The sequence below is a fragment of the Stenotrophomonas sp. YJH_SMC_19 genome (assembly GCF_059367915.1).
Genome location: NZ_JCAFRI010000009.1, coordinates 108,163 through 123,958, shown reverse-complemented (window position 1 = coordinate 123,958; position 15,796 = coordinate 108,163). Strand labels below are relative to the sequence as shown.

12 protein-coding genes are annotated in these 15,796 nt (G+C 67.7%); 5 read left to right on the top strand and 7 right to left on the bottom strand.

Translation table 11 applies throughout. The annotated features are described in order from the left end of the window. Positions 1-45 precede the first annotated feature (45 nt). Both AC5P5R_RS11745 and recJ read right to left on the bottom strand, forming a co-directional pair. A complete protein-coding gene (locus AC5P5R_RS11745) occupies positions 46-2,958 on the bottom strand; it encodes a DUF2135 domain-containing protein (protein ID WP_100438483.1) in 2,913 nt (970 codons plus the stop codon). A 144-nt stretch (positions 2,959-3,102) separates the two neighbouring features. Then, positions 3,103-4,860, bottom strand: a complete 1,758-nt coding sequence (gene recJ / locus AC5P5R_RS11740) for a single-stranded-DNA-specific exonuclease RecJ (protein ID WP_099523832.1) — start codon at positions 4,858-4,860, stop codon at positions 3,103-3,105. 145 nt (positions 4,861-5,005) lie between these two features. Between recJ and AC5P5R_RS11735 the strand changes: the two genes are divergently transcribed. After that, positions 5,006-6,046, top strand: a complete 1,041-nt coding sequence (locus AC5P5R_RS11735) for a DUF1176 domain-containing protein (RefSeq protein ID WP_099484313.1) — start codon at positions 5,006-5,008, stop codon at positions 6,044-6,046. 310 nt (positions 6,047-6,356) lie between these two features. On the opposite strand, the gene AC5P5R_RS11730 is transcribed toward AC5P5R_RS11735, so the two are convergent. The 5 genes from AC5P5R_RS11730 to dapB all read right to left on the bottom strand — a co-directional run bounded on the left by AC5P5R_RS11730 (position 6,357) and on the right by dapB (position 13,300). Next, entirely contained in the window at positions 6,357-7,274 is a 918-nt protein-coding gene (locus AC5P5R_RS11730) for a hypothetical protein (RefSeq protein WP_012480070.1), read from the bottom strand. A 4-nt stretch (positions 7,275-7,278) separates the two neighbouring features. Beyond that, positions 7,279-7,743 carry a transcription elongation factor GreA gene (gene greA / locus AC5P5R_RS11725; RefSeq protein WP_181453298.1) on the bottom strand — a complete coding sequence of 155 codons (465 nt, stop codon included), beginning with the start codon at positions 7,741-7,743 and terminating at the stop codon, positions 7,279-7,281. An 8-nt stretch (positions 7,744-7,751) separates the two neighbouring features. Further along, positions 7,752-10,994: a carbamoyl-phosphate synthase large subunit gene (carB, locus tag AC5P5R_RS11720; protein ID WP_005409482.1), complete on the bottom strand. Its 3,243-nt coding sequence runs from the start codon at positions 10,992-10,994 to the stop codon at positions 7,752-7,754. Positions 10,995-11,143: 149 nt separating this feature from the next. Further along, positions 11,144-12,271, bottom strand: coding sequence for a glutamine-hydrolyzing carbamoyl-phosphate synthase small subunit (carA, locus tag AC5P5R_RS11715; RefSeq protein ID WP_005413213.1), 1,128 nt, complete (start codon positions 12,269-12,271; stop codon positions 11,144-11,146). 309 nt (positions 12,272-12,580) lie between these two features. Next, on the bottom strand, positions 12,581-13,300 hold the full coding sequence (gene dapB, locus AC5P5R_RS11710; RefSeq protein WP_005409480.1) for a 4-hydroxy-tetrahydrodipicolinate reductase: 720 nt from the start codon (positions 13,298-13,300) through the stop codon (positions 12,581-12,583). A gap of 90 nt (positions 13,301-13,390) precedes the next feature. On the opposite strand from dapB, the gene AC5P5R_RS11705 reads away from it, so the two are divergent. From AC5P5R_RS11705 to AC5P5R_RS11690, 4 genes are all read left to right on the top strand, one after another. Next, entirely contained in the window at positions 13,391-14,152 is a 762-nt protein-coding gene (locus tag AC5P5R_RS11705) for a 3-oxoacyl-ACP reductase (RefSeq protein ID WP_414486345.1), read from the top strand. Between the two features lie 4 nt (positions 14,153-14,156). Beyond that, complete coding sequence (locus AC5P5R_RS11700; protein ID WP_012480067.1) at positions 14,157-14,552, top strand: MerR family transcriptional regulator; 396 nt, start codon at positions 14,157-14,159, stop codon at positions 14,550-14,552. A gap of 55 nt (positions 14,553-14,607) precedes the next feature. Next, positions 14,608-15,189, top strand: coding sequence for an NAD(P)H-dependent oxidoreductase (locus AC5P5R_RS11695; protein WP_012480066.1), 582 nt, complete (start codon positions 14,608-14,610; stop codon positions 15,187-15,189). Between the two features lie 118 nt (positions 15,190-15,307). After that, entirely contained in the window at positions 15,308-15,769 is a 462-nt protein-coding gene (locus AC5P5R_RS11690) for a DUF4304 domain-containing protein (protein ID WP_012480065.1), read from the top strand. The last annotated feature ends 27 nt before the right edge of the window (positions 15,770-15,796 follow it).

Sequence of the window (15,796 nt, the reverse complement as noted above, 5' to 3'; positions counted from 1 at the left end):
GCAAAGCAGTCGAGCAAGCTCGACGCTACGCGGACGTCCGAGCGGTCAACGCACCTCGAACTCGCCCACCAGCACGGTCTCGGCGCGGTCCTTCAGGCGCATCGTCACCATCTGGTCCTTCTGCTTGGCCGTGCCCCAATGGGTGGTCAGGTGCAGCATCAGGGTCGTCGCGCCGGTCACCAGCTGCTGGCGGCTTCCGAAGTAGTTCGCTTCCACCTTGTACTTGCCTGGCTTGGCGTTGCGCAGAGAGAACTGCTCGGGGCCATAGCCGCCGGTGAAGTCCTGCGACATCTGCCCACCCTGGTAGGTCAGGCGGTTGCCGTAGTACGCGCGCTCGCCGTTCGGGTCGGTCACCCACAGATCCATGTCGCTGTTGTCGGCATCCCACGACAGCACCACGCGCAGGTCCAGCGGCATTGCCTGCAGCAGGCGCGGGTCGATGCTGGTGGTATCCAGCCGGGGCGTGCTGCGGGCCACCAGGTTGGTCAGTTCATCCAGTGCGATCAGGGCGATGCCATCGAAACGGCTGTCCCACGGCCGCACCACCACCTGGTACAGCGGCGCCAGCGCCTGCTGCGGCTTGCCGGCCGCGGCCAGTGCCAGGCCCAGGTCGCGGAAGCTCTGCGGTTCTTCCTGGCCCATCGCCAGGACCTGCTCGAACACCGGCACCGCCAGTGCGGGGGCATCAGCCTGCATCAGCCGGTAACCGAGCACGCGCAGCAGGTGGCGGTTGTCCAGATCCATCTCGGCCAGGTTCGACAGCACACGCAGTGCCAGGTCGCGCTGACCCTGCTCCAGCAGCAGGTCGGCCACGTCGAGGAAGAACGCGCTGCTGTCGGCATGCGCATCGCGCTCGGCCAGGTAGCGGTCATACAGTTGCGACGCCGGGCCCTGGCGCAGGCGCCGGGCGATGGCCGAATCCGACTGCCAGGCCGCCAGCTGGATGCCGAGCTCGCCCTCGTTGGCGGCAGCGGGCGCAGCGACACGGCCACCAGTGACCGTAATTGAATCCAGGGCCTTGTTCGATGCAGGCGCCGAGCGACGTGCACGCGCGCTGCTGGCTTCCATGCGCTGCTCGGCGGCGGCGGCCATCGGTGCCGGGGCGGGCGGTGCCGCAGGGGCCGGCGCGGCGAGCATTGCCACCGGCGCCGATTCCATCGCGTAGTCCGCCGAGGCCACTTCCAGTGCCCCGCCCTTCGCCTGCGGTGGCACACCCTTCGGCCAGCTGCGGCTCCACCACTGCTGGCGCTCCTTCCAGCGTGCCGCCACCTCATCCAGGCGCTGGCGATCAGCAGCGGCGCGATCTCTTACCTGCACTGCAAACCTGGCGTCGTACCCGGCGCGCAGCGTGCCCGAAGGGCGAATCGCATAGCGCAGGTAGTCCTCCAACGTCTCCAGCACGATCAGCGAGGTGTCCGGGCCGACCAGGCCAAACTGCTGCGACAGCCGCTGCATCGCCTCGCGGTTGCCACGGCGGTCGGCAGCCAGCTGCTGCAGGCGCGCCTGCGCCCACAAGCCCGCCAGCAGTTCACCGTCGTTGCTCTTCTGCGTGGCGGGCAGCGCCTGCCATTCGCCGCCACCCACGCGCACCCGCATCGGCACTCCGTCGGCCGCCAGTCGTGCGTGCAGCCACAGCCAGCCCTGGGCTTCACTGCGACGATCGATCACCACGTCCTGCACGCCGCGCCCCGCATCGACCTGCACATCCAGCGACGACGACAGCAGCTCGCGCGCCGCCGCATCGACATCCTCGCCCAGCGCAACGAAGCGGCCGCCACGCGCTTCGCTCCAACCACGCAGTCGCACGGCATCGGTGCGCGCACCGGCGCTGCTGACCGCAAACAGGCGTTGATCCGGCGCCATCGCCGGCAGCTGTTCCGGGCCGTAGGTCAACAGTCCATCGCTGACCAGCAGGTATTCCTTCACGCCCGGCTGCGACTGCCACTGCGCCAGCGCGCTGGCACCGTCAGGGCGCACCGCCTGCAACGCTGCGCGCAGCTCGTTCCAGTTGCCGGCGCGGATACGGAATCGACGCACCGGCTCGCCGCGATCGCGCAGTACGGTCAAGGCCACGGTGCCGTCACCCAGCGCGGCGAAATAGCGATCCAGCAGGGCGAACTCACGCGTGCGATCGCGCAGCCCCGCCGAACCGGAGCCGTCCCACAGCAGGCCGATCTCGCTGGGCAACGTGCGGGGTGTACTGCTGGCCGCCACCGGCAGCTGTGCCAACAGGTAGTGCCCATCCTGCCAGGGCGCCACCTGCAACTGTGCGTGGCGGGCTGCCGGCAGGTTCCACTGGAGTTGCTTCGGCAGCTGCGCACCCTTGCCCTGCCACTGCAGCTGGCCCGCGCTGATGCGGAATGGCGCAGTACCTGCGGTGGCCGCGTCGGGAGCATGCACCTTCAGTTCAACCGAGGCTGCACCGGCGGCGAACTGCAGCGGCAGCGTCCACTGCCAGCTTTGGCCGGCGAAGGCCAGCGGTTCGCGGATCACCAGCTGCACACGCCGACTGCCACCGGCCGGCAGCGGGTAGACGCGCAGGCGGAACTGGTTGCCGGCGGTCTGTTCCAGCAGGCCCGGATCGACACCACGACGGGCGATCTCCTCGAACACCTGGCGGCCGCGGTCCTTGGGCACCGGCACCGCGTCACGCATCTCGCCGTTGATATCCAGCGCGAAGCCGCTGATCTGCTGACCATCGCTCAGCGGGAACTGCAGCTCACCCTCCAGCACGCGCCGGTTCGGGTTGTGGAATTCCAGGGAGATCCGGGTCTGGGCGACGCCGGCCTGGACTTCGCCTTCGATGCGGGCGTGTCGCAGTTGGACCGCCTGCTCGGCAGCCAGGGCAATCAGCAACGGCGTGCTGGCCTGCGGCCGGGAGATCGGCGGCGACTGCGCGCCAGCGGGCCAGGCCGCAAGGGCCAGCAACAACACAGTGCAGCAACGGGCGAAGACCATGACCGGACTCCAGTGGGATCGTGGATCGTTGAACGCACCAGCAACCGTAACGGGGTTGGCGGGGCCCCAAAAAGGGGACGGAGGGGATTAAGTCGCAATTGGCAAACAAGGCAAAAGCGGCTTAATCCCCTCCGTCCCCTTTTTCTAGGCGGGCAGGCAGTGTTCGATGATCAGCTGGATGGCGCTGCCGCCACGGTAGTCGTCGCAGGCCAGTCGGTAGGCCAGGTGGACGTGACGTGATGGCGCGTTGCCGTGCCAGCCGCCGAAATGAATGGCGTTGATCGTGCCGGGTACGCCCGGCAGGCGCAGTTCCAGCTTGAGGTGGCGTTCCTTCAGTACTCGCCAGTTGGCCACTTCGAAGTGGCCGTCGAACAGTGGCTCGGGGAAACCCTGCCCCCACGGCCCGGCCAGGCGCAGCGCATCGGCGTGGCGATGGTCCAGCTCATCCGCCGCCAGTTCGCCGTCACTGAGCACCTGCTGCTGCAATGCGGCCGGATCGAGCATCTCCAGCACCACGGCGACGAAGGCGGCCTTGAAGTCATCGACGTGATCCAGCCGCATGCTCAGCCCGGCCGCCATGGCATGCCCACCGAAGCGCTCGATCAGGCCCGGATGGCGCGCATCGACCAACGCCAGCGCGTCACGGATGTGCAGGCCGGGAATGGAGCGCGCCGAGCCGCGCAGGGTGTCGGCGCCGGGTTCGGCCGGGGCGAAGGCGATCACCGGGCGATGCAGGCGATCCTTCATTTTCGATGCGACCAGGCCGACCACGCCTGGATGCCAGTCGGCATCGAACAGGCAGGCCGCCACCGGTCGCTGACCGGCCATGTCCAGCACCACGCGGGTCAACGCCTGCTCGGCGTCATCGGTCATCGCCTGCTGCACCGCGCGGCGTTCCGAGTTGATCTGCTCCAGCGTCTGCGCGATCTCCCGCGCCTGGCGCGGGTCTTCGGTCAGCAACAGCGCGATGCCCAGCGCCATGTCTTCCAGCCGGCCCGCGGCATTCAGGCGCGGGCCGAGCGCGAAGCCGATGTCGGTGGCGGTCAGCCGCGCCGCATCACGGCCGCTGGCTTCGATCAGCGCTCGCAGGCCGACGCAGCCCTGCCCCGCGCGCAGACGGCGCAGGCCCGCGCTGACCAGTGCCCGGTTGTTCGGATCCAGCGCCACCAGGTCGGCGACGGTGCCGACCGCCACCAGGTCCAGCAGCGTGGTCAGGTCCGGCCCCTTGCCATCGGCGAAGACGCCGGCCTCGCGCATGTGCCGGCGCAGCGCCATCAGCACGTAGAAGATCACACCGACACCGGCCAGCGACTTGCTGGGGAACGCATCACCGTCGAGATTGGGATCGACGATGACATCGGCCGGCGGCAGCTGCGGCCCGGGAAGGTGATGGTCGGTGACCAGCACCTGCCAGCCCCGCGCTTTCGCCGCGATCACGCCCGCATGGCAGGCGATGCCGTGGTCGACCGTAACCAGCAGGTCCGGCTGCAGCGCGGCCAGCTCCTCCACCAGAGAAGGTGACAGGCCGTAGCCGTGCACCATGCGGTTCGGCACCGCGTGGAAGACGTGTTGCGCGCCGAGCATGCGCAGGCCCCGCACGCCGACCGCACAGGCGGTGGCGCCATCGCAATCGAAATCGCCGACCACCAGGATGCGCTTGTCGTTGGCGATGGCCTCGATCAGCAGACCCACCGCATCATCGATGCCGGTCAGCAGCTCCGGCGCGTGGAGGCTGCCCAGCTTCGGCAGTGCCAGCTCTGGCGTACCGGCGCCGCGGCTGGCATAGAGTCGCGCCAGCAGTGGCAGCGTGCCGTCTGGCCAGCTGCCCGGTACGACCGCATCGCGGCGGCGGATCATCGGCGTATCAGAGGACGGCTGCGCAGCATCGGCGGCAAGGGACATCGGCATCGCCGGGTTGCGGAAGACGTCCCCATGATAGCGCGGGGTCGGATCTCGCTGCCCGCAGGAGGCTCCACCCCGATCGCCGGCATTTGGAATCTGCCAGCCTATCTTCCATGCTTGTCGGCCCGGAAATGGACTTCAACGCATGCATCGCACGCTCCTTCCCGCGCTGCTGGGCCTCGCCCTGGCCCCGGCCACCCACGCCGCCACGCCCGAACCGAAGGCCGGCGTGCAGTTCCAGCACAACGACTGGTCGCTGGCCTGTGACAACACCCGCACCTGCCGCGCCGCCGGCTACAGTCCGGAACAATCCGGCAATCTGCTCAGCCTGATGCTGGAACGCGCGGGCGGCCCGGGTACGAAGGTGCTCGCGCGGCTGCGCAATGGCGAGGATGGCGAAAGCGCGACGCCGACCGGGGCGCTGCGCCTGCGCCTGAACGGCAAGGACCTGGGCCCGGTGCGCGACACCGGCGACGGAGATCAAGTACTGCTGCAGCAGGGACAGACCGATGCGCTGGTCGCCGCGCTGCCACGCCACGCACGCATCGACATCATCGACGGCAAGGGCAAGGCGTGGCCGATCTCCGACAGCGGTGCAGCGGCCGTACTGCTGAAGATGGACGAGGCCCAGGGCCGGCTGGGCACGCCCGGTGCGCTGGTGCGGCGTGGCGACAAGCCCGAAGCGAGCGTGCCTGCGGCGTTGCCGGTGCCAGTGATCATGCGCGGCGCGCTGGTGGCACCGCGCGCCTCGGACGCGGCACTGGCGAACGCACCGGGCCTGCGCAAAGCACTGATCGCCAGCCTGCCGAAGCCGGATGAGTGCGCCCGCCTGAGCGAGGGCGGGACAGATGAGATCGAGATCCAGCGACTGGACGCCCGGCATGTACTGGCAAGCACCAGCTGCTTCATGGGTGCCTACAACTTCAGCAGCGGCTACTGGGTAGTGCAGGACAAGGCGCCGTACCAGGCGAAGTTCGTGACCTCCAACGCGGAGGACTTTGATCGCGATGACGCGACGCTGCGCGGGCGCTTCCGTGGACGCGGCATCGGTGACTGCTTCTCCGGCCACGACTGGGCCTGGGATGGCGCGCGATTTGTGAAGAGCGGCGAGTTCACCACCGGGCAGTGCCGCGGCGTGGCCGGAGGGCATTGGCAGCTGCCGACCGTGGTCAGCACGGTGAGGTGATTGTTTGCAGGGCTGCGCCCTGCACCTGCCGAAGCAACATCCGAAGCAACAGCAACAGCGGGGAGTCCGTGGGTTGGCGGGGCGGTGTCGGATTGCGGGGACGCCGCAAGTACGTACCTGTAGGCTTGGCAGCCGCATCCATGCGGCTGACACCCCGCAATCCGACACCGCCCCACCTTCGACAGGTTCACGCCGCTGCTGGTAGGTGTCGACCTTGGTCGACACATCTTTCAGATATCGATAGACAAAATGGGGTCAGAGCCGTTTTCCCTAGGAAAACGGATCCGACCCCGCACGGCAGAGGCCCCGATCAGTCGTGAAGCTGGCGCGGCTTCTTCCAGAACTGCCAGCGCTGTCCGCGATCCAGCTGGAACTGCAGGCCGTCCTCGAAATCCAGCACCAGCCGCTGCAGCTCGCCGCGCTTCAGCGCGGCCAGCAGCGGACGGATCGCATCGTTGCCGAGCTGCTGCAGCGAGCGCAGCTGGCGCAGATCAACCAGTGCATCGACCGCCTGCTCGCCATCCACGGCTACGCCAGCCGCAAGAGCCAGGCCCTGCAGCAGCGCATCGCGGCTGCGCACCTGCGCATGCGGCGTGCTGACCGATACCGGCATCACGCCACCACCCCAGAACCACAGCGAATTGATCGGCTGTTGTCCCTGCGCGGCGCGCTGCTGGTTCCAGGAATGGTTGTGCAGCAGTACCTGCGCTTCGGTCATCAGCGCCCGCCAACGGCGGCCGACCTCGCCTTCCGGCAGGTGCGAGAACAGGTCATCGCCCAGCACCTCGTCCGGACTGTCGAAGTCCGGCAGGGCCAGGTCGATCGGCAGGCGCAGGTACCAGCGCGAAGGGTCCGGTGCGTCGAGCACGAATCCGGCATCGGCGAACAACGGCTGCAGCACCGGCAGCAGGGCCAGGCAGTCGGCCAGGGTCGGTCGCAGCGTTTCGCCGTAGGCCATCATCCGCGCGCCATGCATGTCCGGCACCATGCAGGCCGGATCGGCACGCAGCCAGCTGGCGCCAGCGGCATCGCCGACGTCGCGCTGGCGGGTCAACGCGGCCACCGGCCATTGCGGCGCGGCGACCGTGAAATGGCGCGTCAGCTGCGCGCGTTCACCCGGTGCGACCTGCACCGTCGTGGCGCGGCCAAGCGCGCGCGCCACATCGTCCGGCAGCGCAGCCGCGGCAAAGCGGCTGCGTGCCGGCAACAGCAGGGTCGCCGTTGCCACCGGGTCAGTCCACGTAGCTGACGCTGACGATCTCGTACTCGCGCTGGCCGGCCGGGGCGTCGATCACGATCGAATCACCTTCCAGCTTGCCGATCATCGCGCGCGCCACCGGCGAGGAAATCGCGATCAGGCCCTGCTTGATGTCCGCCTCCAGGTCACCGACGATCTGGTACTTCTTCTCTTCGTCGGTTTCCACGTCGGCCAGCGTCACGCTGGCGCCGAACACCACCTTGGAGCCGGCATTGAGCTTGCTCACGTCGATGATCTCGGCGTGCGACAGCTCGCCTTCGAGCTGCTTGATGCGGCCTTCGATGAAGCCCTGTTCCTCGCGCGCAGCGTGGTACTCGGCATTCTCCTTCAGGTCGCCATGCTCACGTGCTTCGGCGATGGCGGCGATCACCTTGGGGCGCTTGACCGACTTCAGGTGATCCAGTTCGTCGCGCAGCTTCTGCGCGCCCTTCATCGTGATGGGGGCTCTCATGCATTCAACTCCTTGTGCAGCTCCTGCAGCGACCAGACGGGGCCGGTGCCGCGGAATTCCAGTGAATCCACCAGCGCCTTGGCGCCGGCAATGGTGGTCGAGTAGGTGACGCGATGCTGCAGCGCCTCGCGACGGATCGAGAACGAGTCGTTGATCGCCGAGCGACCTTCGGTCGTGTTGACGATGTAGACGATCTCGCCGTTCTTGATCGAGTCGACGATGTGCGGACGGCCTTCGACCACCTTGTTGATGATCTCGCAGTCCATGCCGTGCTGCTGCAGCCACGCGGCGGTGCCACGGGTCGCGACCAGGCTGTAGCCACGCGCCAGCAGCGCCTTGGCCACCGGCAGCACGCGTTTCTTGTCCGGATCGCGGACCGAAACGAAGGCCTTGCCGACCGGCGGTGCCTTGATGCCACCGGCTTCCTGCGCACGCGCGAAGGCGGCGTTGAAGCTGCGGCCCACGCCCATCACCTCACCGGTGGAGCGCATCTCCGGCCCGAGGATCGGGTCGACGCCCTGGAACTTGGCGAACGGGAAGATCGCTTCCTTCACCGAGTAATAGTCCGGCACGATTTCCTTGGTCGCGCCCTGCTCGGCCAGGCTCTTGCCGGCCATGCAGCGCGCCGCGATCTTGGCCAGCGGCATGCCGGTGGCCTTGGACACGAACGGCACGGTGCGCGAGGCACGCGGGTTCACTTCCAGCAGGTAGATGGTGTCGGCACCTTCGTCGCTGGTCTGGATCGCGAACTGGGTGTTCATCAGGCCGACCACGTTCAGGGCCTTGGCCAGCTCCACCACCTGGCGGCGCAGCTCGGCCTGGGTTTCAGCCGACAGCGAGTACGGCGGCAGCGAGCACGAGGAATCGCCCGAGTGCACGCCGGCTTCTTCGATGTGCTCCATCACGCCACCGATCAGGACGTTGCCCTCCTTGTCGGCGATGATGTCGACGTCGCACTCGACGGCGTTGTCGAGGAAGCGGTCCAGCAGCACCGGCGAATCGTTGGACACCTTCACCGCGTCGCGCACGTAGCGGGCCAGGTCGGCTTCGCCGTAGACGATTTCCATCGCACGGCCGCCCAGCACGTAGCTCGGGCGCACCACCAGCGGGTAGCCGATCTCGCGGGCCAGCAGCAGCGCTTCCTGGTCGTTGCGGGCGATGCGGTTCGGCGGCTGCTTCAGGCCCAGCTTGTCGACCAGCTGCTGGAAGCGCTCGCGGTCCTCGGCCAGGTCGATCGAATCCGGGCTGGTACCGATCACCGGCACGCCGTTGGCTTCCAGCGCGCGCGCCAGCTTCAGCGGGGTCTGGCCGCCGTACTGCACGATCACGCCCTTCGGCTGTTCCAGCTCGACGATTTCCAGCACGTCTTCCAGGGTCAGCGGTTCGAAATACAGGCGGTCGGAGGTGTCGTAGTCGGTCGACACGGTTTCCGGGTTGCAGTTGACCATGATGGTTTCATAGCCATCCTCGCGCAGCGCCAGTGCCGCATGCACGCAGCAGTAGTCGAACTCGATGCCCTGACCGATGCGGTTCGGGCCACCGCCCAGGATCATGATCTTGTCGCGGTTGCTCGGCGCGGCCTCGCACTCGTCCTCGTAGGTCGAGTAGAGGTAGGCGGTACCGGTGGAGAATTCACCGGCACAGGAGTCCACGCGCTTGTAGACCGGGCGCACCTTGTGCGCACGACGCAGCGCGCGGATGGCGGCTTCGTTGGTGCCGGTCAGCTGCGCCAGGCGGGCGTCGGAGAAGCCGGCGCGCTTCAGCTTGCGCAGGCGTGCGGCGTCCAGTGCGTCGATGCCACCGGCGGCGACGTCAGCTTCGGCAGCAATGATTTCCTCGATCTGGTCCAGGAACCAGTGGTCGATGAACGACAGCGCGTAGATCTCGTCCACGCTCATGCCGGCGCGGAATGCATCGGCGACGAAGAACAGGCGCTCCGGACCCGGTGCCTTCAGTTCGCGGCGCAGGGTCTGCAGGTCGTCTTCGTTGCCCAGGTCCAGGCCGGTCGGGTCGAAACCGACCTTGCCGGTTTCCAGGCCACGCAGGGCCTTCTGCACCGACTCCTGGAAGGTACGGCCCATCGCCATCACCTCGCCCACCGACTTCATCTGGGTGGTCAGGCGGGCGTCGGCGGCCGGGAACTTCTCGAAGGCGAAGCGCGGGATCTTGGTGACGACGTAATCGATGGACGGCTCGAACGAGGCCGGGGTCAGGCCGCCGGTGATCTCGTTCTTCAGTTCGTCCAGGGTGTAGCCCACGGCCAGCTTGGCGGCGACCTTGGCGATCGGGAAGCCGGTGGCCTTGGACGCCAGCGCCGAGGAACGCGACACGCGCGGATTCATCTCGATGACGACCACGCGGCCGGTCTTCGGGTTGATGCCGAACTGCACGTTCGAGCCACCGGTATCGACGCCGATCTTGCGCAGCACGGCGATGGAGGCATCGCGCAGGCGCTGGTATTCCTTGTCGGTCAGGGTCTGCGCCGGCGCCACGGTGATCGAGTCACCGGTGTGCACGCCCATCGGGTCGAGGTTTTCGATCGAGCAGACGATGATGCAGTTGTCCGCGGTATCGCGGACCACTTCCATCTCGAACTCCTTCCAGCCCAGCACCGACTCTTCCACCAGCACTTCGGTGGTCGGCGACAGTTCCAGGCCACGGCTGACGATCTCGACCAGCTCTTCGCGGTTGTAGGCGATGCCGCCACCGCTGCCGCCCAGGGTGAAGCTGGGGCGGATGATGGTCGGGTAGCCGACGCGGGTCTGGATCTCCAGCGCTTCGTCCAGGGTGTGGGCGACGGCGGCGGTCGGGCATTCCAGGCCGATCTCACCCATGGCCACGCGGAACAGCTCGCGGTCTTCGGCCATGCGGATCGCTTCGCGCTTGGCGCCGATCAGTTCGACGTTGTACTTCTCCAGCACGCCATTGTCGGCCAGGTCCAGCGCGCAGTTCAGCGCGGTCTGGCCACCCATGGTCGGCAGCAGCGCATCGGGCTTTTCCTTGGCGATGATCTTCTCGACCGTCTGCCAGTTGATCGGCTCGATGTAGACGGCATCGGCCATCTCCGGGTCGGTCATGATCGTGGCCGGGTTGCTGTTGACCAGCACCACGCGGTAACCCTCGTCACGCAGGGCCTTGCAGGCCTGGGCGCCGGAGTAGTCGAACTCGCAGGCCTGGCCGATGACGATCGGGCCAGCACCGATGATGAGGATGGTCTTGAGGTCAGTGCGCTTGGGCATTTTCTTCTCTAAGTCAGTACAGCGTGACAAGGGGGAGTGATCGCACGCTGTCGATCAGGAATCTTGAACCGCAGCGCCGCGCCAGGGGCAGCAGCGATGCGGGGTTTACGGTCCATCGCGACGCCACCGGGGGGCCGGCGGCGTACTGATCACGCCTTGGCCTGCTCCATCAGCACCACGAAGCGGTCGAACAGCGGGCCGACATCGGTCGGGCCCGGCGACGCTTCCGGATGGCCCTGGAACGAGAACGCCGGCACGTCGGTGCGGGCGACACCCTGGTTGGTGCCATCGAACAGCGAGCGGTGGGTCACGCGCAGGGTCGGCGGCAGGGTCGCTTCATCGATCGCGAAGCCGTGGTTCTGCGAGGTGATCATCACCCGGCCGCTGTCCAGGTCCTGCACCGGGTGGTTGGCACCGTGGTGGCCGTGGCCCATCTTCATGGTCTGCGCGCCCGAGGCCAGGCCCAGCAGCTGGTGGCCCAGGCAGATGCCGAAGGTCGGGATCTTCACGTCGATGAAGGTCTTGATCGCTTCGATGGCGTAGTCGCACGGTTCCGGGTCACCCGGGCCGTTGGACAGGAACACGCCATCCGGCTTCAGCGCCAGCACTTCGGCGGCCGGGGTCTGTGCCGGCACCACGGTCACTTCGCAGCCGCGCTCGGCCAGCATGCGCAGGATGTTGGTCTTCACGCCGAAATCGTAGGCCACGACCTTGTACTTGGCCGGCACGCTGACGAAGGCATTGGCATCCAGGTCCAGCTGGCCCTCGGTCCAGGTGTAGGTCTTCTCGGTAGTGACGACCTTGGCCAGATCCATGCCCTTCAGCCCCGGGAACTTGCGGGCGGCTTCCAGTGCCTTTTCCACGTCGATGTCGCCGGCCATCAGCGCACCGTTCTGCGCGCCCTTCTCGCGCAGGATGCGGGTCAGCTTGCGGGTGTCGATGCCGGCGATGGCAACCACGCCACGCTGGATCAGCCAGTCCTGCAGCGACACCTGGCTGCGCCAGTTGCTGGGGCGACGCGGAACATCGCGCACGATCAGGCCGGCCGACCACACCTTGGACGCTTCATTGTCCTGGTCGGTCATGCCGGTGTTGCCGATATGCGGATAGGTCAGCGTGACCATCTGCCGGGCGTAGGACGGGTCGGTCAGCACTTCCTGGTAGCCGGTCATGGCGGTGTTGAACACCACCTCACCGACGGACAGGCCGGGCGCGCCTACGGATTCGCCCTCGAATACGGTGCCGTCTTCGAGGACGAGGATTGCGGCTTGGGTCACGGGAATCTCACTTTGGCTACCGAGGGGGCTGCCGAAGTCACGCCTGCGCTTCACGGAAATCCGGTTGCAAAAAAGCGCGGACGTGCGGTCTGGGACCGGTCCGGCTTTCGTGATTCGGCGAGTGCGAATTGTAGCGCTGCCGGGGCGCTCGCGCCAGCGGTTATCGCGCTTCATGAACGGGCGATTGCGCATTCATTTCAATCCGGCGGCGTATGCGCGGTCCGCCGCCTGGTAGTGCCGGCCGCTGGCCGGCTATCCCCACGCCTTCGGGCGCCCGGAAGCTGCCGGCCAGCGACCGGCACTACCGCCTTACTGCAGCAGGTCCCGTACCCGGTAGCTGCCCGGGGCGCGGCCCTGCAGCTGGCGGGCGGCGAACAGGGCGCCGCGGGCGAAAATGTCGCGGTTGGTGGCCCGATGCACCAGCTCGATGCGCTCGCCCAGACCGGTGAACTGCACCAGGTGCTCGCCCACGATGTCACCGGCACGCAGGCTGGCGTAGTGCGGCTCTGCCCCGCCCCGCTGCGCGGCCGCGCCCAGGGTCAGTGCAGTGCCCGACGGCGCGTCCTTCTTCTGGGTGTGGTGCGATTCGACGATGTCACAGTCCCAGCCGGCCAGCGCCTGCGCCGCGCGCTCGACCAGCTCGTCCAGCACCGCCACGCCCAGGCTGAAGTTCGAGGCCCAGACCAGCGGGATCCTCGCCGCCGCCGCCTCCAGCGCCTGGCGCTGCGTGCTGGAGATGCCGGTAGTGCCCGAGACCAGCCCCGCACCACGTTCCACGCACAGTGCCAGCATCGGGTCGAAACCCTCCGGCAGGCTGAAGTCGATCGCCACGTCGAATGCCGGCGCACCGGGCAGCTCGCTGGCCGCGAAGAACGGTACGCCATCGACTACGCGCTGGGCCGGCGCACGACCCGTCACCGCAGCGGCGATCTGCAGGGTTTCGGGATGTTCGGCGGCCAGCCGCAGCAGGGCCTGGCCCATGCGCCCGGAGGCACCGTGGATGAGCAATCGCAGGGGAGTCTGGTTCATGCCTGCAGGCTAGCGGCAGCACGCCCGCTCCGGCAAGCGCCATCGCTGCTACGCTGCATGCCCTTTCATGCAATGGATGGCAGTTCCCTCATGCAGATCAGTGAACAGCTGGTGCTGGTCACCGGTGCCGGGCGCGGACTTGGCCAGCACATCGCCCGCGCCTTCGCCGCGCAGGGCGCGCGCGTCATCATCAACTACCACCGAAGCGAAGGCGCTGCACGTGCTCTGGCTGCCGAGCTGGGCGGACAGGCGATCGCGCTGCCGGCCGATGTCACTGAGCGCGCCGAGGTCGATGCAATGCTGCAGCACGCCCTCGCCCACTTCGGCCAGGGCGTCACCACCGTAGTCAACAACGCACTGGCAGCGTTCTCGTTCAATGGTGATGCCCGCGACGGCGCCGCCGACATCGGCTGGCCGGCGTTCCAGGCGCAGTTCGAGGGCAGCGTGCGCGGCGCGCTGAACACCGTGCAGGCCGCCCTGCCCGGCATGCAGGCCCGTCGCTTCGGTCGGGTGATCAACATCGGCACCAACCTGTTCCAGAATCCGGTGGTGCCCTATCACGACTACACCGCCGCCAAGGCCGCACTGCTGTCGCTGACCCGTACCCTGGCCGGCGACCTCGGCCCGCATGGCATCACCGTGAACATGTTGTCGGGCGGCCTGCTGCGCACCACCGATGCCAGCGCCGCCACCCCGGAAGCAGTGTTCGACTACATCGCCGCCAACACGCCACTGCGCAGCGTCACCACGCCGGCCGAGTTCGCCGATGCCGCGCTGTTCTTCGCCAGCCCCTGGTCGCGCGCGGTGACCGGTCAGAACCTGGTGGTCGATGGCGGGCTGGTGCGGGACTGAGTCGATGCGCATCTCCGAAGTCAGCCGCCTGACCGGCGCCAGTGCCAAGGCCATCCGCCTGTACGAGGCGCGCGGACTACTGCCGCCGGTGCCACGCCTGAACCGCTATCGCGACTACAGCGAACAGGACGTGGCCTGGGTGCAGCTGATCCGTCAGGCACTGGGGCTGGGCATCACCCTGGCCGCGATCTCACGCCTGCAGGGCCGCGATGGACGGCTCGACTGGCCAGCGGTACTGGCCTTGCTGGAGCAGCAGCGCGGCCGCATCGCCGACGAGCGGATGCGGCTGGCACAGGTCGAGCGCGACCTGCAGCTGGTCAGCGACGAACTGCAGCAGTGGCTGCACTCCGGCAGCGGCGACTGCATCCTGGAACCCAGCGGCTGCACCACCCCGGTTTGACTCTGCCCCTGGGGCAGACCCCAACCTCGCGCACTTTCCATTGCCCGAGGTTGCCGTGTCCCGTTCCATCCTGATCCTGCTCGGCCATCCCGACCGCGACAGCCTGTGCGGCGCCCTCGCCCAGCGCTACGCCACCGCCGCCGAGAACGCCGGTCACCAGGTACGCCTGATCGCGCTGGGTGACCTCCAGTTCGACCCGGTACTGCGCCACGGCTACCGTCAGATCCAGCCGCTGGAAGCCGACCTGCAGGACGCCGCGGAAGCGATCGAGGCCTGCGATCACCTGGTGCTGGTCTACCCCACCTGGTGGGGCGCGATGCCGGCACTGCTGAAGGGCTTCTTCGATCGCGTGCTGCTGCCGGGGTACGCCTTCCGCTACCGGCGCGATTCGGTGTGGTGGGACCGGCTGCTGGCCGGGCGCAGCGCGCGGGTGATCACCACGCTGGATACGCCGCCCTGGTACTACCGCTGGATCTACCGCGACCCGGGCGTCGCCCAGATCCGCGCCACCATCCTGCAGTTCTGCGGCATCCGCCCGGTGCGTGTCAGCCGCCTTGGCGCTGTACGCAGCAGTACAGCGGCACAACGCAGCAAGTGGCTGGCGCTGGCGGCGGACCTGGGCTCACGCGCCTGGTAGATCCACGCCATGCGTGGATGAAATGGTGGCCAGTGTTCCGCGTGTCGCGTTTGCCAATTGACCGCCAGGCACCGCGCCTCAAGGCTGTGCCCCCCCTGTTCCGGCCCGGGCAAAGCCCATGAAATCCTCGACTGTCTTCAGCAAGTGCGCCAGGAAGACCGGCTTTGCCGGGACCACGACTACCCGCTACCGCTTGCTGGATGACGCCCTGCTTGTCGTGAATCACCAGCGTGCCAGCGAAAGCCGGGGTTTCTATGTGAATGCTGGACTCTACTTTCCAGAGCTGCTCGAGCATCCCCTCGCACCTGACGATCTTGAAACGGCTTTCAGGTACCGCTCCAGCATTCCCACGCCCCACGTCGACTGGCGGATCGAAGAGACACCAGGCCTGCGCCGGGCCTTCATCCAGCAGGATCTTGAAGACCTGCTGCAGGCTGGTAACCGCGACGGACTGAAAGGCCTGCTGCTCGATGCCCTTGCCGACGTGGCCGGCTTCGCGGCAACCCATGGGAACCGGGAATCGGTGCGGCGATTGAATCGGGATGGACGCTTCCGGGCGATCATCCGCAGAGAGGTCTGAACCCCGGAAGCGTGCGAACCAAGGTTC